Below are 22,056 nucleotides of genomic sequence, written 5' to 3' on the forward strand. Positions count from 1 at the left end.
AGCGTTATTTACGGAAAGATTTATAACGAATACGGTTTATTTGAACTATATTCGCGGGTGTACCCGTTTTAGATAAATCCTAAAATTGGGTTAAATCCAGTACAATATTGTTGAAAAACCTTCGTTAAATCCAATGCTAAATCCTAGCGACATGCAAAAACTGCTCAAGCAAAACGCTGTTTTGCTTCTATCCGTCTCCCTCTTGGTTGTGTCATGCGCTCCTAAGAAGGACAAATCCTCTGTCACCGGCTGGACTTACAACGATCCCCAAGGTAACGGCTTCAGGGTTGCGAAAGCAAAAGAACAGGCTACTGGCCCGGGTCTTGTCTTTGTACAAGGCGGTACCTTTACCATGGGTGCCACCCAGGAAGACGTCATGGGTGAATGGAACAACGTTCCCCGCCGTGTGACCGTAGCGTCCTTCTACATGGATGAAACCGAAGTCGCCAACGTACACTACCGCGAATATCTTTTCTGGATCAGCCGCGTTTTCCAGGAAGATACGGCCGTTTACAACCACGCCCTGCCCGACACCCTTTGCTGGCGCAGTGCCCTGGCCTACAACGAGCCCTATGTAGAATATTACTTCCGCCACCCCGCTTATAACTTCTATCCGGTGGTTGGTGTCACCTGGAAACAAGCCCACGACTTCTGTCTGTGGCGCACCGACCGGGTCAACGAAGAAATCCTTTTCGAAAAAGGCCTCACCAACAAAAAAGCCGAGCTCCAAAAACAAATGCAAGGCGGTGGTCAGGAAAACTTCAACACCAAGGCCTACCTCCTCGGTGAATACCAGGCAACCCCCGGTAAAAACATGAAGGAATTCAAAGACCCCATCACCAAGCAAACCCCCACCAATATCTCTTTCGAGGACGGCCTGATCCTCCCCGACTACCGTCTCCCGACGGAAGCCGAATGGGAATTTGCCGCCTATGGGTATGTCAACCAGAACCCCCAACCCCGCAAGAAAGAAAAGGGTAAGAGGGGTGAAGAACTGGTCGCCAACAAACAGGTTTATCCCTGGTCTGAAAACGTCAACGGCCTCCGTTATACCCGCCACGGCAGCATGCAGGGTGAATTCCTTGCCAACTTCAAACGCGGTTCGGGTGACAACATGGGTGTCGCAGGTGGTCTGAACGACCGTGCCCCCATTACCGCTCCTGTAAAATCCTTCCTCCCGAACGGTTTCGGCCTGTACAACATGGCCGGCAACGTGAGCGAATGGTGCGCCGACGTCTACCGCCCGCTTTCTTCCGAAGACATGGACGACTTCAACCCCTACCGCGGTAACCGCTGGCAGAAGGTCGATATGTCCACCGGCAAACCGGAAAGGGATTCCCTCGGCCGCATCAAGATGGTCGACGTCACCGACTCCGAAAGCAACAACCGCCGCAACTATCAACGCGGTAACGTGATCAACGAGCTCGACGGCGACTCCTCTTCCCAAGTCTTCTACGACTACGGCAAAACTACCCTCATCAACGACCACAGCCGCGTCGTCAAAGGGGGTAGCTGGAACGACCGCGCTTATTATCTTTCTCCCGGCACGCGCCGTTTCCTTGACGAAGACCATTCCGATTGCACCATCGGTTTCCGCTGCGCCATGACGCGTTACGGCAGCCAGGAAGGCAACGGCTCCCGCACAGGGAACTGGTTCGACAAGCGCCGCCAGAACAGCCGCAAAATGTAATATATTAATATAGAGCAAAATGCATGTTGGCCGCCCGGAGATCCCGGGCGGCTTTTTTTTCGCCCCACGCCCTGTATCTTCGCGCCATGACCATCCCCGAGTTGTACGCCCTGTACCAGGCCCACCCGTCCGTCCAAACCGACACCCGTCGTTTGGTGGCGGGCGACCTTTTCTTTGCCCTAAAGGGGCCCAACTTCAATGCTAACCTTTTGGCGCCAAAGGCCTTAGAGGATGGGGCATCGTACGCAGTCGTCGACGAGACCATCCCCGGGTTCGAAGACCCCAGGCTTATCCGGGTAGCGGATGTCCTGGACACCCTCCAGCAGCTCGCCAAACACCACCGGGAGCACCTCCGGATCCCCGTCCTGGCCATCACCGGCAGCAATGGAAAAACGACCACCAAAGAGCTCATACACGCCGTTCTGTCGACCACCTATAAGACATCCACCACCCAGGGGAATCTCAACAACCACATCGGCGTGCCCCTCACCATGCTCAGGATCCCTCCCGATGCCGAGCTCGCGGTCATCGAAATGGGGGCCAACCATATCGGCGAAATCGCGGGTTACTGCACCTATGCCCTCCCTACCCACGGCCTCATCACCAACACCGGCAAGGCCCACCTCGAAGGCTTCGGCAGCCTCGAAGGTGTACGCCGAGGCAAAGGCGAACTGTATGACCACCTTCGTGCAAACGATCGCACTGCCTTTATCATGTGGGACTACGATTATCTGAGAGAGATGAGCAATGGAATAGCCCACAGGTTTACCTACGGCACCATCGGCGGTGAAGACCTAACGGGAACGGTCGCGCGTAACCGAGATTTCCTCGAAGTAAGCATTACCAATGGCGCCGGCATCCCCCTCATAAAAACCAAGCTGGTCGGGGATTACAACCTACCCAACGTCCTCGCTGCGGTCGCCGTCGGTAAATATTTTGAAGTACATGATGAACACATTACTGCCGCGATTGAGGCATATACACCCACGAACAGCCGATCGCAGATGTTGCAAAGAGGCACCAACCACATCATCCTCGACGCATACAATGCAAATCCATCCAGCATGGCAGCCGCCATCGACAACTTCGCCCGCATGGACGCACCCGACAAAGTCCTCATGCTCGGCGGTATGAAAGAGCTCGGCCCCGACAGCGTGACGGAGCACCAGCACCTCGTCGACCTCATCGGCCGTCACCCATGGAAGGCTGTAGCCCTTGTTGGTGGCGACTTTGCGCACGTCAACCATCCTTATGCCTTCCTTGGCGATACCAACGAAGCGCGCACCTGGCTGGCGCAACAAGCCTTCAACGGCGCCACCATCCTCATCAAAGGCTCCAGAGGGATCGCCATGGAAAATGTCCTGGAATCCTAATCGGAATATTTATTCCCCTGTTTACGACCCATTAACAAATGATCTGGCGCAAGTCTTGTTACATTCGTAAAAATACCTGTATCTTCATCTTTCTTTAAAACCTGCTACCACCAGTTGTTTGGAGGATCCACTTTTCCTATCCTGCTGAAAAGCTCCAGACACCAAGGCCGTTCTCCATTTAACCGTGTAAAACATTTAGCACGCTATTTGTTAATTGTCAAACGGTTAAAACCTAAACCCAGGGGTTGTATCCGCCCTTTTTGTCAATTATCCTGACCATCGATTGGTTGGTTTGGGATAATCAGGTGTTATAAGTTAATATGGAAAGAAAGGCTTATTTATACTCAATAAGGTTAGTTATGTGTAAGGACTCCACTTATTATTCACTTACGAATCCATCTTGTTATGTCTTCAGCTTTTGATCCCATCCATCAGACAAATCATGTCAACAGCAAGATTATTGTATCACTGGAGAAACTTTCCGAGGTTTTCCGGGTTTTATTATGGGATTCTGGAAAAGAATACGGCCTAAGCCCTATCCAGATCCAACTGCTGTTGTTCGTCCGGTTTCATCCGGAGGAAGACCTGCGCAAGGTGGCTTATATGGCCAAAGAGTTCAATATGACCAAGGCCACCATCAGCGACTCCCTCAAAACGCTGGAACAAAAAGGGCTCGTCCGTAAGAAAACCGACGTGGAAGACGCGAGGAGCGTGACCATTTCTCTCTCTGCCAAAGGGGAGAAGGTCGCTCAGCAGGTCTCCAACTTTACCGGTGCTCTCGACTCCGCCCTGGGTCACCTGACCCCGAAAGAACGGGAAACCCTGCTCGTCACCCTGATGCGGCTTTCCCGCCATCTTCTGGAAGACGAAGTTCTCGCCGTAGAAAGGATGTGTTTCCATTGCCGTCACTACAAAGGCAATTTCAACAACAACCACTTCTGCGAAGCCTACAAGAAAAAGATCGTCGTCAAGAGCCTGCGCACGGATTGCCCGGCGCACGCCGAACTATAGAGTTGCGGCGGCGGTCTAAGCGGGCAATTTAGCCCGCCGCCGCAACACCGCTAATGATGGCCCTTCGGGCAGGGCGCCTGTGGCGCCCTTTCAGTTGCCGGGCACGAGCATAGGCATTTAACCTAATTTTGTACGAAGTTATTTGCCTATGCTCCACCTGCCCGTCTATCTCGACCATAACGCCACCACACCTTGCGACCCCGCTGTGGTGGACGCGATGCTTCCCTATTTTACCAAGAACTTCGGCAACGCTGCCAGCCGCACACACGCCTTCGGCTGGGCCGCAGAAGAAGCCGTTGACCTCGCCCGCGAACAAGTCGCGCGTTTGATCGGCGCCGATCCTACTGAAATCGTTTTTACATCCGGCGCCACCGAATCCGACAACCTCGCTTTAAAGGGAATATTCGATAAATACCGCCCGAAGGGCAATCACCTCATCACCTGCGCCACCGAACACAAGGCCGTTCTCGACACCTGTAAGCACATCGAAAAAATGGGCGGCTCGGTCACCTATCTCCCCGTCGACCCGCAAGGCCGTGTCGACCCCGCTCAGGTAACTGCCGCCATCCGCCCCGAGACCATTTTGATTTGCATCATGTACGCCAACAACGAAACCGGCGTCCTCCAACCCATCCGCGAGATCAGCGCCATTGCCCGCGCCCACAACATCCCCTTCTTCACCGACGCCACCCAGGCTGCCGGCAAGATTCCCATCGACGTCCAGGAAGACGGCATCGACCTCCTCGCCCTCAGCGCCCATAAGTTCTATGGCCCCAAAGGCACCGGCGCCCTCTACGTCCGCCGGAGAAATCCCCGCATCACCCTCACGCCCCAACTCGACGGCGGCGGACACGAACGCAACTTCCGCAGCGGTACCCTCAACGTCCCCGGCATCGTCGGCCTCGGCAAAGCCGCCGATATATGTCTTCACCTCATGTACACGGAAGCCAACCGCCTCTCCGTGCTCCGGGATCACCTCGAAAAATCCCTCCTCACCCTCGGTGACGTCTTCGTCAACGGCTCCACCACCCACCGCCTCCCCCACGTCACCAATTTATCGTTTCGATACATTGAAAGCCAACCCCTCCTCCTCTCCATTGCCAAAGAGCTCGCCCTCTCCTCCGGCTCCGCCTGCACCTCCGCCAACCCCGAACCCTCCTACGTCCTCAAAGCCATGGGCCTCCCCGACCCCGACGCCCGCGCCTCCCTCCGCTTCAGCCTCGGCCGCTCCACTACCCCCGAAGAAATCACCTACGCCATCACCCACCTCTCCGCCGCCATCACCCGCCTCCGCGCCACCTCCATCCGCTAGCGCGCGGGAGTGCGTTACTCCCGCGCAGCCGCGCCTCCCACATCGCTCGCACCAGCAATTCCGCCCAACTGCGGCCCGTCCGCACAAAAACCGCGGCCCCCGGCCGCGTCAAAAGTGCGGCCCCGCAGGGGCCAAAAAAATGCCCCGCAACACGCATAAAAATGAAAAGGCCCTCCGGAAACCCGAAAGGCCTTTTTCATCAACACCTAGTTTTGGGAAGCTTTGGCTTTAAACCTCCCTGCCGGGCCAACGCCTAGCAGGCAAATTCAAACCCCTCATTTTTCCTCAAAAAAACGCACTCCCCCCCTATTTGTTGCCCTAAATAAAACAATATCCCCCTCAATTTCTCCAGTTCCCCCCAAATTCCAAGCACATTTTATCAACCGCCCCCAAAAAACCGCCCCCCCCTCAAAATTTGCCGCCCCAAGGAGCCAAATATGCAACCACGAAGCAAACTACTGGAAGCAAAACCGCAAAAAATGCGAATGCCCCCCATTCCGCAGCCCCCCCCCGTAAGCAAAACCCTCAAAAAGGGGGTCCGGGGCACAGCCCCGAAGGGGTTCCAGGGGCGAAGCCCCTGAAGGGGGATTACGAAGGGGGCGAAGCCCCCTTGGTCGCAACGCAAATGAATTTTTTTTGGCCCCAAATCAGGCCTAATTTCTCCATAGGCCTGATTTGGGGCCAAAAAAAATCCCGCCGAAGCGGGATTCTCTGCAGTTGGTTTCGGAAAAATCAAAATAACAATATAAGCAACAAAAGTAAACGTGGTGTAGTATCAGTATAAAAGACAGAATCTCTTCAAAAATTGCTGCACGGCTCCGGAAAAAAATAAAAAAAAGGTAACCCTAAAAAAAAACCGCCCGATTTACCCAGCTCCGTTATTTTTGCCCCTATGTGGTCCGTTTGTAAAAAAGACCTGCGCCAGTTCTTCAGTGGGTTGACAGGTAATGTTGCCATCATCGTCTTCCTGCTCCTCAACGGACTGATGTTGTTTGTATTCCGGGACTCGAATATACTGGATTATGGGTATGCATCGCTGGAGAATTATTTTTCCCTGGCGCCCTGGGTTCTTTTATTATTGATTCCCGCCATCACCATGCGTCTTTTTGCCGACGAATGGAGGTCCGGGACCATCGAAATTTTACGGACAAGCCCCCTCAGCGGGGCACAGATCGTCGGCGGGAAATACCTGTCGGCCCTGCTGGTCGTCCTGGCAGCCCTTCTCCCGACCTTGGTATACGTTGTCACGATCAAAACGCTGGAAGCAGGGAACGCTTCCCTGGACACGGGCGGGATCATCGGGTCTTACATCGGGCTTGCCCTGCTGTGCGCGGCGTTTACGGCCGTGGGGACCTGGTGTAGTAGTCTTACGGCCAATGCCATTGTCGCCTTTCTGGCCTCGGCTTTCGGCTGTTTTATCTTGTACAGCGGGTTCAATTCTCTGAGTAAACTTTCCCAGTTCTCGGGGGGAGCGGACTTCTACCTGCAGATGCTGGGCATAGATTTTCACTATCAAAGCGTCTCCAAGGGCGTCCTGGACAGCCGGGATGTTCTTTATTTCGCCAGTGTCGTCCTGTTTTTTCTTTTCCTGACCCAACGCCGATTGTTGAAAAAATGAAACGATATTCCTGGCTCTTCCTCCTGGCCGGTCTTGTCCTGGTCAATATATTGGCATCGAAGCTGCATGTCCGGGTGGACATGACACAGGAAAAGCGCTTTTCGCTTTCCGAACCCACCCGCCGGATCCTCCGGGAGCTCGACAGCCCTGTTTTTGTAGAAGTCTACCTGAAAGGGGATTTTCCGGCCGTTTTCCGAAACCTGGCGAGCGCCACGGGCGACCTTCTTCGCGAGATGCAGGATGAATCGGGAGGACGGTTGGTCTTTCGTTTTATAAAACCCGGGGAAGGATTGCCGGATTCGCTCCAGGCACGGGTTTTCGACAGCCTCTCGGCCATGGGGTTAAAACCTTATACCTTGACGGTAAGCGCCAAGCCCGGAGAGGAATCCAGCCAGCGGACCATTTTTCCGGCGGCGGTTGTTCGCTATGGGGACAAGGCGGAACCCGTCGACCTGTCCAACGATAAAGGAGACGATGCGGAGAGCCGCATCAACAATGCCGAGTCGCTCCTGGAATTTAAGTTCGCCAATGCCATTCACCTGTTGAGCAGGAAAAAGGCGCCCCGGATCGCGTACCTGCTGGGAAATGGGGAACCCATGGACCTGACCAGCTTTGACGCCATCACCACCCTTGCCAGGAACTATGTCACGGATACGCTAAACCTGTTCAGGATTCCGTTTATACCCGAAGCCTACAGCGCGGTGGTGATCACCAAACCCTTGCAGGCCTTTAGCGAGTTTGACAAGTTGAAGATCGACCAATACGTTATGCGCGGGGGAAAAGTCCTTTGGCTGATCGACAACTTATACGCCGAGATGGACAGTCTTCGCCAGACCAACCAGTTTGTGGCTTTCGACCGGGGGCTCAACCTGGGGGACCAGTTGTTCCGCTACGGGGTGCGCATCAACTACGACCTGGTCCAGGACATGCAGTGCGACCAGGTGCCCCTGGCGGTGGGTACGGTCGGTGGCAAGCCGCAAATGCAGCTGGTGCCCTGGCCTTATTTCCCACTCCTGAATCCTTCGGACGATCATCCCATCACGAAAAACCTGGACCCCGTGCTGGGTACCTTTGTCAATTCCATTGATACCGTAAAGGCGGTTGGGATCAAAAAGACCATACTGCTGAGCACCTCTAACTATTCCCGCATCCTCAGCACCCCGGCCATTGTGAGTTGGGAAAGCGTCAAACAGGCACCGGACCCGGCCCAATACAACCTGAAGGGCATCCCGGCCGGTGTGCTGCTGGAAGGTGCTTTTCATTCCTTTTATGAAAACCGTCTTCCCTCGGCCTTCAGGGATTCGCTCCAGGCGATGGGCCGTCCGTTTGTCGCCGAGGCTACGGTGCCGGCCAAAATGATCGTCGTGGCGGATGGCGACCTGATCCTGAATGCGGTCAGCCGGGAAACAGGTCCGCTGCCGATGGGGACCAACCCGTACACCCAGGACCAATACGCCAATAAAGACTTTTTCCAGAACGCCGTCGCCTACCTGACCGATTCGTCGGGTGTTATCGAGACCAGAAACAAACAGTTGGTGCTGCGCAGCCTTGACCGCCAAAAGGTCGAAGACGAGCGTCTCCAGTGGCAGCTGATCAATATTGTCTTACCCATCCTCCTGGTCATCCTTGGTGGAGGTATTTATCAGCAGATCCGGAAAAGACAATACCAACGATGACCCTTCGCCGGGCACTGGTCCAGACCTTTTGCTGGGTTTTGGTGGCCCTGGCCTTTGGGGTGGTGCTGTGGCGGTGGAAGGGGAGCGACCCCGCGCTCGAATACGCCACGGCGTACATCACCGAATGGTCCCTGAGCGTGGACAATATCTTTGTCTTTGTGCTGCTGTTCCGTTTTTTCCAGGTCGGAGAACGCGAGGCGCCAAAAATCTTAACAGCGGGAATCGGTCTGGCCATTGTCTTCCGCATCCTTTTTATCGCGGGCGGCCTGGCCCTGGTTACCCACGCGCACTGGGTATTGTATGTCTTCGGCGCCTTTCTGGTATATACGGGAATAAAAATGTTCTCCGGCAAACACCAGGCGCAGGTCAATCCGAAAGTCCACCGCTTTCTCCAGCGCTTCTTTAAAAACCCCCTACTCCTGGTCATTGTCCTGCTGGCCGTCACCGATATCGTCTTTGCCATGGACTCCATTCCGGCCGTGCTGGCCATTTCCACCGTACCCCTGGTTGTCTACAGTTCCAATATCTTTGCAGTCCTGGGACTAAGGTCTTTGTTTTTTCTCCTGAAGGGGGCCGTCGACCGGTTCCGTTATCTCCAACAAGGGGTGGCGGTGGTCCTGGTCTTTATAGGCGGCAAGATGCTCGCGGATATGATCCAGGTCCGTCTTCCGGACTGGGTCTCCCTGACCGTCATCGCGCTTTGCCTGGGGGGATCCATCGTATTGTCCCTGTCAAAAAACAACAACGCATGACGCAAGCTTATACACTGGAGCGCATCGCGCCGATCGTCGGGGGTGTCCTGCTGGCCGCAGGCCCACACACACCTATCCTCTACCTGCTCCAGGACAGCCGTCGCGTCATCCACCCGGATACCAGTCTTTTTTTCGCTTTATGCACCGCGCGAAGAGACGGGCATGACTTTATCCGGGACGCTTATAAAGCGGGCGTCCGGCAGTTCGTGGTGGGCCGTCCCGTTCCCCTGGAGACCATCCCCGGGGCAGGCGTGCTCCTGGTCGAAGATCCGCTCAAAGCGTTGGGCGACCTCGCCGCCTGGCATCGCTCCCGGTTCCAGCTACCGGTCATCGGGATCACCGGCTCCAACGGGAAAACCATCGTCAAGGAATGGCTGTACCAGCTCCTCCAGGACACCTATACCATCGTTCGCAGCCCCCGCAGCTACAATTCGCAGATCGGGGTCCCTTTGTCCGTGTGGCAAATCCGGCCCGAAGACACCCTGGGTATATTCGAGGCCGGTATCTCGCAACCCGGGGAGATGAAACGCCTGGAACAAATCATCCGGCCCACGTACGGGATATTGACCAACATCGGCGCCGCTCATGACGAAGGCTTTGACAGCAGGCGTTCGAAATTGAGGGAAAAACTCCGTCTTTTCGCGGAGACCCGGTGGCTGATCTATCACCAGGACGATCCGATGATCCAGGAAGAGGTCAGCACCCAGACACACCTCCGGCTGTTCTCCTGGAGCCGCAAAGATCCCAACGCCACCTTGTACATCCGTCACGTAGAGGCCAGGGCAGGCAAGACGACCTTCAACGCCGTGTACAAAGGCGGCGAAGTGGAGACCACCATCCCCTTTACCGACGAAGCCTCGATAGAAAATGCCCTCCACTGCTGGAGCCTGCTGCTGCTGCTGGACGTCCCCAGGGATATGACGCAACTTCAACCGGTCGCCATGCGGCTGGAGCTCAAACAGGCCATCCATCACTGCACGCTCATCAACGACAGCTACAGCGCGGACCTGGACTCGTTGTACATCGCACTGGATTTCCTCACCCAGCAACACCAACACCCACGCAAGACGGTCATCCTTTCCGATCTTCTGGAAACCGGGCTGCCGGAGAGAACCGTTTTCGAGGCCGTTGCCGGCGCCCTTCGCCAAAGACAGGTCGACCGGCTTATCGGCGTGGGACCAGGGATAGAAAGGGCGCGTCACCTGTTCGACGAAGTTCCCAAGCGCCTTTTCTACGACAGTACCGACGCGTTTATAAAAGACTACCCGGCCCTCACCTTCCGGGACGAAAGCATCCTCCTGAAAGGCGCCAGGTCCTTTGCCTTTGAACGCATCAGCCGCCTCCTGGAGCTCCAGGCGCACCAGACCATCCTGGAGATCGACCTGGAGGCCATGGCCCACAACCTGCAGGCGCATAGGAACCGGCTGCACCCGGGAACACGAATCATGGCCATGGTTAAGGCCTTTTCCTACGGCAGCGGCAGCTACGAAATCGCCAATCTTTTGCAATTCCAAAAGGTTGACTACCTGGCCGTGGCCTATGCAGACGAGGGCGTACACCTCCGGAATTCCGGCGTTACACTCCCCATCATGGTCATGAATCCGGAGACAAGCGCTTTTGAAACCCTGGTCCAGCACCACCTCGAACCCGAGCTTTTTTCTTTTACCATCCTCAAAACGTTCCGGGACTACCTGGAAGAGGAGGGTATACAGCGTTATCCCATTCATATCAAGCTCGATACCGGTATGCATCGCCTGGGTTTCAATCCTTCGGAGACGGAGGCGCTGGCGCGGCTGCTGGAGAAAGACGCCGCCCTGGAGGTCAAAAGCGTTTTTAGCCACCTGGCCGCCAGCGAAGACCCTGCGGAAGATGATTTTACCCGTTTACAGGCGGCACGCTTCCTGGAAGGCTGCCGTACGCTTCAGGCCGCGTTGCCGTACCCGTTCCTGAAACACCTCGACAACACCGCCGGGATCCTCAGACACCCGGATTTTCAATTCGATATGGTCCGGCTGGGGATCGGTTTATACGGCGTCGACGGGACGGGGACACTCCCGTTACAGGAAGTATCCACCCTCCGGACCAACATCGCCCAGATCCGGCGGCTGGAACCGGGGGAGACGGTGGGCTACAACCGGAGGGGCCGGATCGAACAACCGTCCCTGGTGGCCACCGTCCGGATCGGGTACGCGGACGGCTATCCGCGGAGGCTAGGCAACGGGAAAGGATGGATGCTCGTCCGGGGCCGGCTGGCGCCCACCATCGGGAGCATTGCCATGGACATGGCCATGTTGGATATCACGGACATAGAAGGTGTGGAAGAAGGGGATGACGTTGTGGTTTTTGGAAACGGACTGTCCGTTTCGGAAGTCGCCCGCTGGGCGGACACCATACCCTACGAGATCCTTACGGGGGTCAGTCAGCGGGTACGCAGGGTATATTTTGAACAATAGCACTATCTTTGGAAAAAACCGGTTTCTTGTGAAGCTCAAATACGTATTCGGTACCATCCTATTGCTCCTTATAGCCGACCAGGCATTGAAGTTTTATGTCAAGACGCACATGCACCTCTATGACGAAACGATGATCTTCCGTCCCTGGTTCCGTTTGTACTTTATAGAAAACGAAGGCATGGCCTACGGGGCCACGTTCGGGCAAGGCAGCTGGGCAAAGCTGGCCCTTACCCTCTTCCGCCTGGGTGCGGTGATCTTCGGAACTTTTTATCTCATCCGCATCGTGCGGGAGAAATACCATCCCGGGTTTATTTTCTGTGCCGCGCTGATCTATGCCGGCGCCGCGGGTAACCTTATCGACAGCCTGTTCTATGGCCTGATCTTTACCAACAGCCCGCGGGACGGCGTCCTGTCCCAGGCCTTTACAGGACACGGCTATGCCGGCTTCCTGCACGGAAGCGTGGTAGATATGCTCTACTTCCCCATCATCAATAACAAGATATTGCCTTCCTGGATCCCCTTTTGGGGTGGGAAACCATTTACCTTCTTTCAACCCATCTTTAACATTGCTGATGCATGTATATCGGTAGGGGTCATCTCTATACTCGTGTTCCAACACAAGTTCTTTAAGAGACACCGGCAGGAGGGCAAGGCGGCGCCAAAGGTCGATGACATGCAAACTACCCGCTAGGGTACGGATTAAAACGCTGTTAATACGGCCGATTCCTTGGTTAGCAACGGCTACTTAAATTTCCGCAAAATCGCTGAAATTATCAACTATTTTTTTAAATAATACTATGCAATCCTTTGCACATAGTGCATTCCAATAATGCGCTATTCCGGCAGTTTGCCCACCATTTTGGCCGGTACCACCCATTGGTCGAATTCTTCGGGGGTCAGATATCCTAACGAAACTGCCATTTCCTTCAACGTCGTACCTTGTTTGTGCGCTTTCTGTGCAATCTCCGCTGCTTTATAATAACCGATCTTGGGGTTGAGGGCGGTCACCAGCATCAGCGAATTGTTGACGTGGGCCTGGATGTTGGCCTCGATGGGTTCGATCCCCACAGCACAGTGGTCGTTGAAGCTGACCGAACCGTCCCCAATCAGCCGGGCGCTGTGGAGGAAGTTATAGATGATCATCGGTTTGAAAACGTTCAGCTCGAAGTGCCCCGTGGCGCCCCCTATGTTGATCGCTACGTCGTTGCCCAATACCTGGGCGGCGATCATCGTCAGGGCTTCACACTGGGTGGGATTAACTTTACCCGGCATGATGGAGGACCCGGGCTCGTTGTCCGGGATATGGATTTCACCGATGCCCGCGCGGGGCCCGGAGCTGAGCATACGCACGTCGTTGGCGATCTTCATAAGGCTGACCGCCACCGTCTTGAGCGCCCCATGGGCTTCCACGATGGCGTCATGCGCCGCCAGCGATTCGAATTTGTTTTCGGCGGTGACAAGAGGCAAACCGGTGAGCGCGGCAATGTGCCTGGCGACATTCACCGCGTAGCCATCCGGGGTGTTGATCCCGGTACCTACCGCCGTGCCGCCCAAGGCCAGCTCGGACAGGTGGGGAAGGGTGTTCTTGATGGCCCGCAGCCCGTGGTCGAGCTGGGAGACGTACCCGCTGAACTCCTGTCCAAGGGTAAGTGGTGTCGCATCCATAAAGTGGGTGCGCCCTATCTTGACCACGTGCATGAATTGTTTGCTTTTTGCCGCCAGCGTGTCCCGGAGTTTTTCCAGACCAGGGATCGTCGTTTCCACAAGCATTTTATAGGCGGCGATGTGCATAGCCGTGGGGAAGGTGTCGTTGGACGACTGGGATTTGTTGACGTCGTCGTTCGGCGCCAGGACCTTTTCTTTATCGCTGAGTGAACCACCGTTCAGCACGTGGCCCCGGTAGGCGATCACCTCGTTTACGTTCATATTGCTTTGGGTGCCGCTCCCCGTCTGCCAAACCACCAGTGGGAAAAATTCGTCCAGTTTCCCGGCGAGGATCTCGTCGCACACCGCGGCGATCAGGTCTTTTTTCTCCACGGACAATACACCCGCATCGACGTTGGCCAGGGCCGCCGCCTTTTTCAGGTAGGCAAAAGCACGGATGATCTCCTTGGGCATCTTGTTGATGTCCTGGGCGATCTTGAAATTTTCTACGCTGCGTTGGGTCTGGGCGCCGTAATATGCATGGGCGGGAACCTTGACTTCCCCCATGGTGTCCTTTTCGATGCGGTATTCCATGACGATCTCGTTTTCTAGAATTCGGGGGCAAGTTACGGCAAATCTTCCAGGAGCATCCGGGTGAGTTGATCCAGGCGGCGGATCTTTTCGGGCAGGTCTCCCTTCATCTTGTCCCGCAAGGTGTGGAGGTGTTCCAGCAGGCCGTCCATGTCGTCCGGGAGGATCTCGGTGAACAATTCCCGGAGACGCTTGGCCAGGGTGGGCGATTTACCGTTGGTAGAGATGGCGATTTTCAGGTGTCCCTTCCGGACGACGGAGGATAAGTAGAAGTCGCACAGGTCCGGCGTATCGGCGATATTGAGGAGCAGGTGTCTTTCCCGGGTCGCTGCCCGGATCTCGTCGTTGAGCGGAGGATTTCCGGTGGCACAGATCACCAGGCCGCGGCCGTCCAGGTCCGTCAAACGGAAGGGCCGCTCTTCAAGCACCACCTGTGGAAAGGCCTGTATAAAGGCTTTTAACTCCGCACACGCTTCCCGCGCGACGATCGTCAAGACCGCCGCGGGATCGTTGGTGAGCAGGGCGGTTGCTTTTTCAAGCCCCACCTTACCCCCACCCACCAGGAGCGTATTTACCTGGCTCAGTTTTACAAACAGGGGAAAAAGGTCGTTGGTCTCACTCATACCGCGATCTTGAGGTCTTCCGCTACCAAAGATAGCTGGTGTGCCTCATAAAACCGCACGACCTCTCCGACCACGATGATGGCGGGATTTTTCAATCCTTCGGCCTCGGCAATACCCGGGAGCGCCCCGATGGTCGCCACCCGAATATGCTGATCGGGCAGGCTCCCGTTTTGGATGACGGCCGCGGGCGTATCCTGTTTGCCCGCAAGGGTATATTGTTCGGCGATCTTTTGCAGGGAGCCCATGCCCATCAGGATCACCACCGTTGTATTCGCCTGGATCGCGTAGGCAAGGTCCCGCGACAGCTTGCGTTCCTCCGTCGTTCCCGTGATCACCCAGAAGCCCTCGCTTACGCCCCTGGCCGTAACGGGGATGTGGTTGATACCCGGCACCCCCAGGGCGCTGCTGATCCCCGGGATCACCTCGGTTTCGACCCGGTACTTTTGCGCGTAGGTGATCTCTTCCTGTCCGCGGCCAAAGACGAAGGGGTCGCCTCCTTTCAGTCGTACCACGTGTCCAAGGGAAAAGACATATTTCAAGATCATCAGGTTGATCTCTTTCTGGGTATACAAATGAACCCCCGCCCGTTTACCCACGAAACGGATCAAACAATCCTTGGAAGCGTGCTTCAGCAATTCCGGGTTGACCAGGGCGTCGTAAAGGATCACCCGGGCTTGTTTAATGGCCTCCAGCCCTTTCACCGTGATGAGGGAAGGATCGCCCGGCCCGGCGCCCACCAAGGTGAGCTTGGGCTGTGTGCGTAGGGATTCGTTCGTAGACATGATGCTTAGCTTTGAAGTGCGGGCACTGCTTCCTTGGCTTTTTGCGCCTTACGGAATTCGGTAGCCCATTGATAAAAGTCCCTGGCTTGTCCCAGGTAAGCCCAGGCAAATTCAGCCCCGGGTGCATTTTTATTGATCTGGAGGGTCGCTTCTGACAGGTTCGTGAACAGGTCGAAACGGCCTTCCGCGGTAAAGTGTTTGTCGAAGTCGCGGAGGATGCCCGTCTGGGTGTTACAAGCCACCTGTTCGCCCAGCAACAAGGCCTTGGCGGTTTGGATGAAGGACGAGTAGATGTGGTAGATCCCATCGGCATACGCACCTTCTTCCAGGGCCTGAAGGGCCCAGTCCAGCTTTTCCTCACCTTCGTACAACAACGTCTGCACCAGGTCGATCACAACACCCGCGCACTCGCCCACACCGATGGCCGTTGCAAATTTCTCCTGTTTGCCCCAGTCTACCAGCTCTCCGGCCTTGACGTCCGTCAGGTCCGCCAGGGGTTTGAGCAACTCATAGAAGTATTTGTTGCCCTTCCGTTCGAAGTATTCGTGGTAGCGTTCTTTGGGTTCTTTGAAGGCCTCATAGTCCTTCAGCAGCAACCGGAGCGCCTGCGGGCCCCGGCGGCTCGGGATCTTGATGACCTTGTCCGAAACGCGGCCCAGGCCGTCCCCCAGCACGCCCCCGCCCAGGCAGACCTGGAGCGCGGGAACCACATTGGTGCCGCTTTTGAGCGAAGACCCGTGGAAGCCGATCCCCGCCATGCTGTGTTGCCCGCAGGAGTTCATACAACCGCTGATCTTTATTTTGATATCCGTATTCTCCAGGAGTTCGGGGAATTCGTTGTCAACGACCTCTTCCAGGGCCGCGGCAATACCCGTGCTGCTGGAAATCGCCAGGTTACAGGTATCCGTTCCCGGGCAGGCGGTCACGTCCGCCACGCTGTCAAAACCCGGGGCGCTCAGGCCGAGGGATTCGAGGACGCTGAAAAAATACGGCAAATGTTGCGGCCGGATATACCGGAACAGGAGACCCTGGTTCACGGTGACGCGTATGTCGTCTGCCGCAACGGGTTTCAGCCGGTCAATCAGCTCGCGGGTCGTATGGCTGGGGATGTCCCCTAAAGAGACGCGGACGTAGGCGCCGAAATATCCTTCCTGTTTTTGCTCGAAGACGTTGGTCTTTTTCCACAGCTCGTACTGGAGCGGGTTCTTGATGGAATACGCGGGCACCGGCGTATACGCCGCAGGCAACTCCGGTACCGGCCAGTTTTCCGCATCGACGGGCACGCGATGGTTTTTCAACGCCAGCTTTTCTTCTTCCACCAACCGGTTGAATTCCGGCAGTCCGATCTTTTGAATAAGAAACTTCAGCCTGGCTTTACCCCTGCTGGCGCGTTCCCCATGGCGGTCGAATACCCTCAGGACGTTCTCGATATAAGGGATCAGTTGATCGGCCTCCAGGAACTCGTGCGCCACGTGTGCTAAGTAAGGCTGGGCGCCCAGACCGCCACCAAGCATGACTTTAAAGCCCCGGATTTCTTTACCGTTCTCATACTTTACTTTGGGAACGGCGCCTATATCATGAATAAAAGTAAAGGCGGTATCGCGCTCACTCGACGAAAAGGCGATCTTGAACTTACGGCCCATGTCCTGGCAAATCGGGTTGCGCAGGAAGTAGGCAAAAGCTGCGTGCGCATAAGGAGTGACGTCGAAGGGTTCCAGGGGATCGATCCCCGCCTGGTCGGAAGCGGTGATGTTCCGTACCGTATTGCCGCAGGCTTCACGGATCGTGATGGATTCTTCTTCCAGCTTCGACCAGAGTTCAGGCGTCCTGTCCAGGCTGACGAAGTGGATCTGCACATCCTGGCGGGTCGTCAGGTGCAGGTTGCTGGTGGCATATTCGTCGGAAATATCCGCGATCCGTTTTGCCTGCGCAAAGGTCATCTTCCCAAAAGGGAGTTTGATCCGTATCATTTGTACGCCCGGCTGCCGCTGCCCGTAGATGCCCCTGGCCAACCGGAGACTGCGGAACTTCTCATCCGGTATCTGCCCATCCCTGAAAAGTTTGATTTTCTTTTCCAGGTCGATGATGTCTTTTTCGACAATCGGGTTTTCCAGTTCTGTCCTGAAACTCTGCATATAGCTGGTTTTGTATAAAAAAGGCCTCCGGTTTTTTTTCCGAAGGCCTTTGCACGTGTATAATCAGTTTTGAAAGACTAATAATCCAAAAGCATGCAAACGCCCCCTCCCTTTTTACAGGGACAACAACAGCGCTTCATCATATTATGGGCGATATGATTATTCATAATTCCCTACTCTTTAGGTAGACTATACAAATATAGGGCGTTTTAAAAAGATTTCAAACAAAAATCTACCATTTTTGTAAACTATCTAATTGAAGAGTGACGTCTCGTGCACCCACGTCTCCTGAAAGCCTCGCTTGTCGAGCGTTTCAGCCGATGCACTAACCTTCGTTAGTTCCCCTTGAATTCCGCCCTCCGCTTTTCCAGGAAAGCAGCGGTACCTTCCTTCAGGTCGTTGGTTCCAAAACAGGCACCAAATCCTTCTATTTCACGCGCAAAACCGTCTTCGGTGTAAGCGGCATTGGCCGCCGCTATGGCCTGGGCTACCGCGAGCGGCGCCTTGGTGCGCACCCCCTGGAGGATGGATAAGGCTCTGTCAAGCAGTGCGTCTGCCGCTACTACGTCGTTGACGAGCCCGTATTGTCTTGCCGTGGCCGCGTCGATCGTTGCACCCGTGATAATCAATTCAATGGCCCTGCCCTTCCCGATCAGTTGGGTCAGCCGTTGCGTGCCCCCATAACCGGGGATCAGCCCCAGGTTAACCTCAGGCTGTCCAAATTTTGCGTGATCGGAAGCGATCCGGAAATGACAAGCCATCGCCAGCTCACAACCGCCCCCCAGGGCAAAACCATTGACGGCCGCGACGATCGGTTTGGGGGAGCGTTCTATTTTGAAGAATATGTTCTGCCCTTTTTGCGCCAGGGCCTTTCCCTCAGCCACCGACAAACCGACGAACTCCTTTATGTCTGCACCGGCCACAAAAGCCTTGGGGCCAGCCCCGGTGATCACCGCGCCCGCGAGGGACGCGTCGGCGATAAGCGCATCCACGGCCCTGTCCAACTCTTCCATGACTGTTTTATTCAACGCGTTGAGCTTGTCCGGGCGGTTGATCGTAATGACCAGAAGGCCGTCCCTTACTTCCGTGAGTAGTGTCTGATACATAGCGGTTTTGTTGTACGAACAAATGTAAGCAATGATCCAGTTTATGCGCTAAACGCCGCGATCCCCTTGTCGATCCGGCGGGCCGTCCCTTCCTTTCCAAGGAAAGCCGCAATATCGAACAACGGCGGCCCGAACTTGCCGCCGACCAGCATCACCCGGAAAAGCATCTGCAATTCCCCCGGCTTGATCCCGTGTGCCGTGGCCAGTGCCTTAAAAGCCGTTTCCAGCAGCACCGCATCAAAGTCCACCAGTTGCCTGATGTCCGAGGACAATGCCTCGAAAAAAACCTTGTTCTTATCGGTCCACTTGGGCGCTACCGCCGCCAGGTCATACGCCTGCGGGTCTTCGAAGAAAAAGTAGCCCTGGTCCCAGAAATCCGTGAGCAGCGTACACCGGTCTTTCACAAGCTGCACGACCCGCTTTTGGTAGTCCTTGTCCGCCGTCACGCCTTTAGCGGCGAAGAGCGGCGCGACGAAATCGAACAGGCCATCGGTGGGAAAGAATTTGATCCATTCATGGTTGAACCACTTGGCCTTGTCGAAGTCGAACTTCGCCCCGCCTTTATGCACCCTGTCCATATCAAAACGGGCCACCAGGTCCAGCAAGGTGAAGATCTCCTGCCCCGACCCGTCATTCCAGCCCATCATCGCCAGCATGTTGACAAAGGCTTCCGGCAGAAAACCCAACTCCTTAAAACCCTTCGTACTTTCTCCGGTCCGGGGATCCGTCCAATCCATCGCAAAAACAGGGAATCCCAACCGGTCCCCGTCCCGTTTGCTCAACTTCCCGTTCCCATCGGGCTTCAGGATTAACGGCAGGTGCGCCCATTGAGGCATGGCATCTTCCCAACCCAGGTACTTCCATAACAACACATGCACCGGTGCCGAGGGCAACCATTCTTCCCCGCGGAAGGCATGGGTGATCTTCATATGATAGTCATCCACCACCACCGCCAGGTGATAGGTTGGCATACCATCCGCCTTGAGTAATACTTTATCGTCCACCTGGCCCGTTTGAAAGACCACTTCTCCCCGGATCATATCGGTAAAGCCCACCGTTTCATGTTCCGGCATGCGAATACGGACGACGTGCGGGAGGCCCTCCTGGAGCAAGCGTTCTACTTCTTCTTTGGGCAGCGAAAGAGAATTCCGCATCTGCAACCGCACCCGATGATCATACTGCGGCGATGGATTTTCCGGTGTCTTTAGATGCGATCGCATATAATCGAGCTCTTCGGGCGTATCAAATGCATAATACGCCTTCCCCTCTCTGACCAGTTGTTCCGCGAATGCCCGGTACATCGGTTTCCGCTCGCTCTGCCGGTATGGCCCATACGGCCCTCCCTTGAACGGGCTTTCATCCGGCTCCAGGCCACACCACTCCAGGCACTGCTGAATATAGGCTTCCGCCCCTTCCACAAACCGCGTCTGGTCCGTATCCTCAATGCGCAAAACGAAGTCCCCCCCATGCCGGCGGGCAAACAAATAGTTGAATAAAACCGTGCGGACCCCTCCCAGGTGCAATCCCCCGGTGGGGCTGGGAGCAAAACGTACCCTGACTCGTGGCGTTGAATTCATGGCGCAAAGGTAATTATTACCTTTATCCCATGCTTTATTTGACCACCGCCTCCTGGCTCCTCAGACAAATCTATCCGGGTTGTCTCTGGCGTATGCCCACCAAGGACAAAAAAGTGTTCCTCACTTTTGACGACGGTCCGCATCCCGAGGCCACCCCCTTCATCCTGGAGCAACTCCGGAAGTATGGCGCCAAAGCCACGTTTTTTTGCATAGGCAAAAACGTCGCCGACTATCCCGAACTCTATGCGCAGATCCTCGCGGAAGGACACCGCACCGGCAACCATACCTATCACCACCTCAATGGCTGGAAAACGCCCGACCGGCAATACTTTGACGACATCATCGCCACACGGAAACTCGTCGATTCCCCACTGTTCCGTCCTCCCTATGGCAGGATCACCCGTTTTCAACTGGCACAATTGTCAAAGCCCGCTTTGCAAATGAAAGCAGTGATGTGGACCATCCTCAGCGGAGATTTCGATCCGGAAATTTCATCGCAAAAATGTGTGGAGAACGTCATCCGGCCCTTAAAAAACGGGGCGATCGTTGTTTTTCACGATAGCAAAAAAGCATTCCCTCATGTAACCTATGCCCTTCCTCGGGTACTCGATTACCTTTCGGAGAACGGTTATATGATGGAAAAAATTACTATTTAACTCATCTAGGGTCAGGGAATTGGGTCGATTTGGAAAAAAGAAGGGCCTGGGTAGATACCCTGGCCCGTTTTTAATCCGTACCCTATGAAAACTGTACTAAATTACTGCGGATTTTCGAATTACCAAACTAAATTTAAAAATAACAATCAGTTAACGTCCCAAAGTAATGGTCCTGGTGCTGTCACCGACCGTTATAGTTGCTTGATTATCACAGGTTCCTGAGCCATAGTCCAAAATACCTGTCCCGTAGTTGGTCACGACTTTGATCGTTCCGGCCTCAAACCAGGGACATACGTAAGCCTTCGTTAATGGCGTCTCGATGGTCGAGGTCCAGGTAAAATTAGTTGATGTAATTCCGCCCCCCGAACCGGTCACTGAATACACATCGTCGAACGGCCAACGCGGTGTCGACGCCCCTTGTGTGAGCGTCCAGGTGTGCGTAGCGCTCCAGGTGACCCAGTTGGTCCCAACGGTCACTTTCGCGTCCTCTATCTGGACCTTATAGCTGATCGTACCACTGGCGCTCGTATTGGTAATGATGTGCGTCCCGCTGATGCCGATGCTGTTCACCGTATAATTGTTGAAGGTCGTCGTCACCGAATTACCCGCCGTATCCAGCCGCCCCGTAAACACCATGGAGATCGACCCGCTATAGGTATTCCCCCAAAGATCCGTGAACCCCGTGCCGAAATTGATGGTAAGCGTCTTGGGCCAGACACCCGGCGTCTCCGGGGTCAGGCTGATCGTGATCGTCCCTTTGGTGGTATCGCCGCCGCCAAACGTCGTGACCCCCGCCATCTGCCCCTTTGCGATCGCCTGGCGAAAAGAACTGCTCGTATCGTCCACCGAGCCCAACGCCTCGCCATTGACCTTTGCGGTCATCACATTGGCCGTAACGTCATTAAACATCGCATCCGCGCTCGCGTCCCCCTGGGCCGCCAACGAGGTGTTCGACACCGAGGTCGTAGAGGTGCTGTTGTTACTGTTTTTGGAGCAGGCTGCCCAGAGCAAGGCGCCGCAAGCAAGGAAAATCGCTTTCTTCATAAGAAACAGATTG

17 protein-coding genes are annotated in these 22,056 nt (G+C 55.3%); 10 read left to right on the top strand and 7 right to left on the bottom strand.

Annotation, left to right across the window (positions count from 1 at the left end; genetic code table 11):
* Positions 1-151: 151 nt before the first annotated feature.
* The 9 genes from EDB95_RS01745 to EDB95_RS01785 all read left to right on the top strand — a co-directional run bounded on the left by EDB95_RS01745 (position 152) and on the right by EDB95_RS01785 (position 12,576).
* Complete coding sequence (locus tag EDB95_RS01745) at positions 152-1,690, top strand: SUMF1/EgtB/PvdO family nonheme iron enzyme (protein WP_133989962.1); 1,539 nt, start codon at positions 152-154, stop codon at positions 1,688-1,690.
* A gap of 86 nt (positions 1,691-1,776) precedes the next feature.
* On the top strand, positions 1,777-3,063 hold the full coding sequence (locus EDB95_RS01750; protein WP_133989964.1) for a UDP-N-acetylmuramoyl-tripeptide--D-alanyl-D-alanine ligase: 1,287 nt from the start codon (positions 1,777-1,779) through the stop codon (positions 3,061-3,063).
* 405 nt (positions 3,064-3,468) lie between these two features.
* Complete coding sequence (locus tag EDB95_RS01755) at positions 3,469-4,074, top strand: MarR family winged helix-turn-helix transcriptional regulator (protein ID WP_133989966.1); 606 nt, start codon at positions 3,469-3,471, stop codon at positions 4,072-4,074.
* 148 nt (positions 4,075-4,222) lie between these two features.
* The gene (locus tag EDB95_RS01760) at positions 4,223-5,386 is read left to right on the top strand and encodes a cysteine desulfurase family protein (RefSeq protein ID WP_133989968.1); all 1,164 of its coding nucleotides are present in this window, start codon (positions 4,223-4,225) and stop codon (positions 5,384-5,386) included.
* 892 nt (positions 5,387-6,278) lie between these two features.
* Positions 6,279-7,004, top strand: coding sequence for a gliding motility-associated ABC transporter permease subunit GldF (gldF, locus tag EDB95_RS01765; RefSeq protein ID WP_133989970.1), 726 nt, complete (start codon positions 6,279-6,281; stop codon positions 7,002-7,004).
* A complete protein-coding gene (gene gldG / locus EDB95_RS01770) occupies positions 7,001-8,680 on the top strand; it encodes a gliding motility-associated ABC transporter substrate-binding protein GldG (protein ID WP_133989972.1) in 1,680 nt (559 codons plus the stop codon). Before gldF ends, gldG begins: the two co-directional genes overlap by 4 nt.
* Positions 8,677-9,432, top strand: a complete 756-nt coding sequence (locus EDB95_RS01775; RefSeq protein WP_133989974.1) for a TerC family protein — start codon at positions 8,677-8,679, stop codon at positions 9,430-9,432. Before gldG ends, EDB95_RS01775 begins: the two co-directional genes overlap by 4 nt.
* Positions 9,429-11,885 (top strand): bifunctional UDP-N-acetylmuramoyl-tripeptide:D-alanyl-D-alanine ligase/alanine racemase, encoded by a 2,457-nt coding sequence (locus tag EDB95_RS27635; RefSeq protein WP_133989976.1) that lies wholly within the window; start codon positions 9,429-9,431, stop codon positions 11,883-11,885. The genes EDB95_RS01775 and EDB95_RS27635 overlap by 4 nt, the downstream gene beginning before the upstream one ends.
* Positions 11,886-11,913: 28 nt before the next feature.
* Positions 11,914-12,576, top strand: coding sequence for a lipoprotein signal peptidase (locus EDB95_RS01785; protein ID WP_133989978.1), 663 nt, complete (start codon positions 11,914-11,916; stop codon positions 12,574-12,576).
* Between the two features lie 143 nt (positions 12,577-12,719).
* Here the strand turns inward: EDB95_RS01785 and fumC are convergent, their stop codons facing one another.
* The 6 genes from fumC to gltX all read right to left on the bottom strand — a co-directional run bounded on the left by fumC (position 12,720) and on the right by gltX (position 20,343).
* Positions 12,720-14,123, bottom strand: coding sequence for a class II fumarate hydratase (fumC, locus tag EDB95_RS01790; protein WP_133989980.1), 1,404 nt, complete (start codon positions 14,121-14,123; stop codon positions 12,720-12,722).
* Positions 14,124-14,155: 32 nt separating this feature from the next.
* Positions 14,156-14,743 (bottom strand): precorrin-2 dehydrogenase/sirohydrochlorin ferrochelatase family protein, encoded by a 588-nt coding sequence (locus EDB95_RS01795; protein WP_133989982.1) that lies wholly within the window; start codon positions 14,741-14,743, stop codon positions 14,156-14,158.
* Complete coding sequence (cobA, locus tag EDB95_RS01800; RefSeq protein WP_133989984.1) at positions 14,740-15,525, bottom strand: uroporphyrinogen-III C-methyltransferase; 786 nt, start codon at positions 15,523-15,525, stop codon at positions 14,740-14,742. The genes EDB95_RS01795 and cobA overlap by 4 nt, the downstream gene beginning before the upstream one ends.
* A 5-nt stretch (positions 15,526-15,530) precedes the next feature.
* Complete coding sequence (locus EDB95_RS01805; RefSeq protein ID WP_133989986.1) at positions 15,531-17,660, bottom strand: nitrite reductase; 2,130 nt, start codon at positions 17,658-17,660, stop codon at positions 15,531-15,533.
* 335 nt (positions 17,661-17,995) lie between these two features.
* Complete coding sequence (locus EDB95_RS01810; RefSeq protein ID WP_133989988.1) at positions 17,996-18,766, bottom strand: enoyl-CoA hydratase/isomerase family protein; 771 nt, start codon at positions 18,764-18,766, stop codon at positions 17,996-17,998.
* A gap of 41 nt (positions 18,767-18,807) precedes the next feature.
* Positions 18,808-20,343 (bottom strand): glutamate--tRNA ligase, encoded by a 1,536-nt coding sequence (gene gltX, locus EDB95_RS01815; RefSeq protein ID WP_133989990.1) that lies wholly within the window; start codon positions 20,341-20,343, stop codon positions 18,808-18,810.
* A 29-nt stretch (positions 20,344-20,372) separates the two neighbouring features.
* Between gltX and EDB95_RS01820 the strand changes: the two genes are divergently transcribed.
* Positions 20,373-20,999, top strand: coding sequence for a polysaccharide deacetylase family protein (locus EDB95_RS01820; protein ID WP_133989992.1), 627 nt, complete (start codon positions 20,373-20,375; stop codon positions 20,997-20,999).
* A 150-nt stretch (positions 21,000-21,149) separates the two neighbouring features.
* On the opposite strand, the gene EDB95_RS01825 is transcribed toward EDB95_RS01820, so the two are convergent.
* Positions 21,150-22,043, bottom strand: a complete 894-nt coding sequence (locus tag EDB95_RS01825) for a hypothetical protein (RefSeq protein WP_133989994.1) — start codon at positions 22,041-22,043, stop codon at positions 21,150-21,152.
* Between the last annotated feature and the right edge of the window lie 13 nt (positions 22,044-22,056).

The sequence above is a fragment of the Dinghuibacter silviterrae genome, from assembly GCF_004366355.1.
Lineage (GTDB): Bacteria > Bacteroidota > Bacteroidia > Chitinophagales > Chitinophagaceae > Dinghuibacter > Dinghuibacter silviterrae.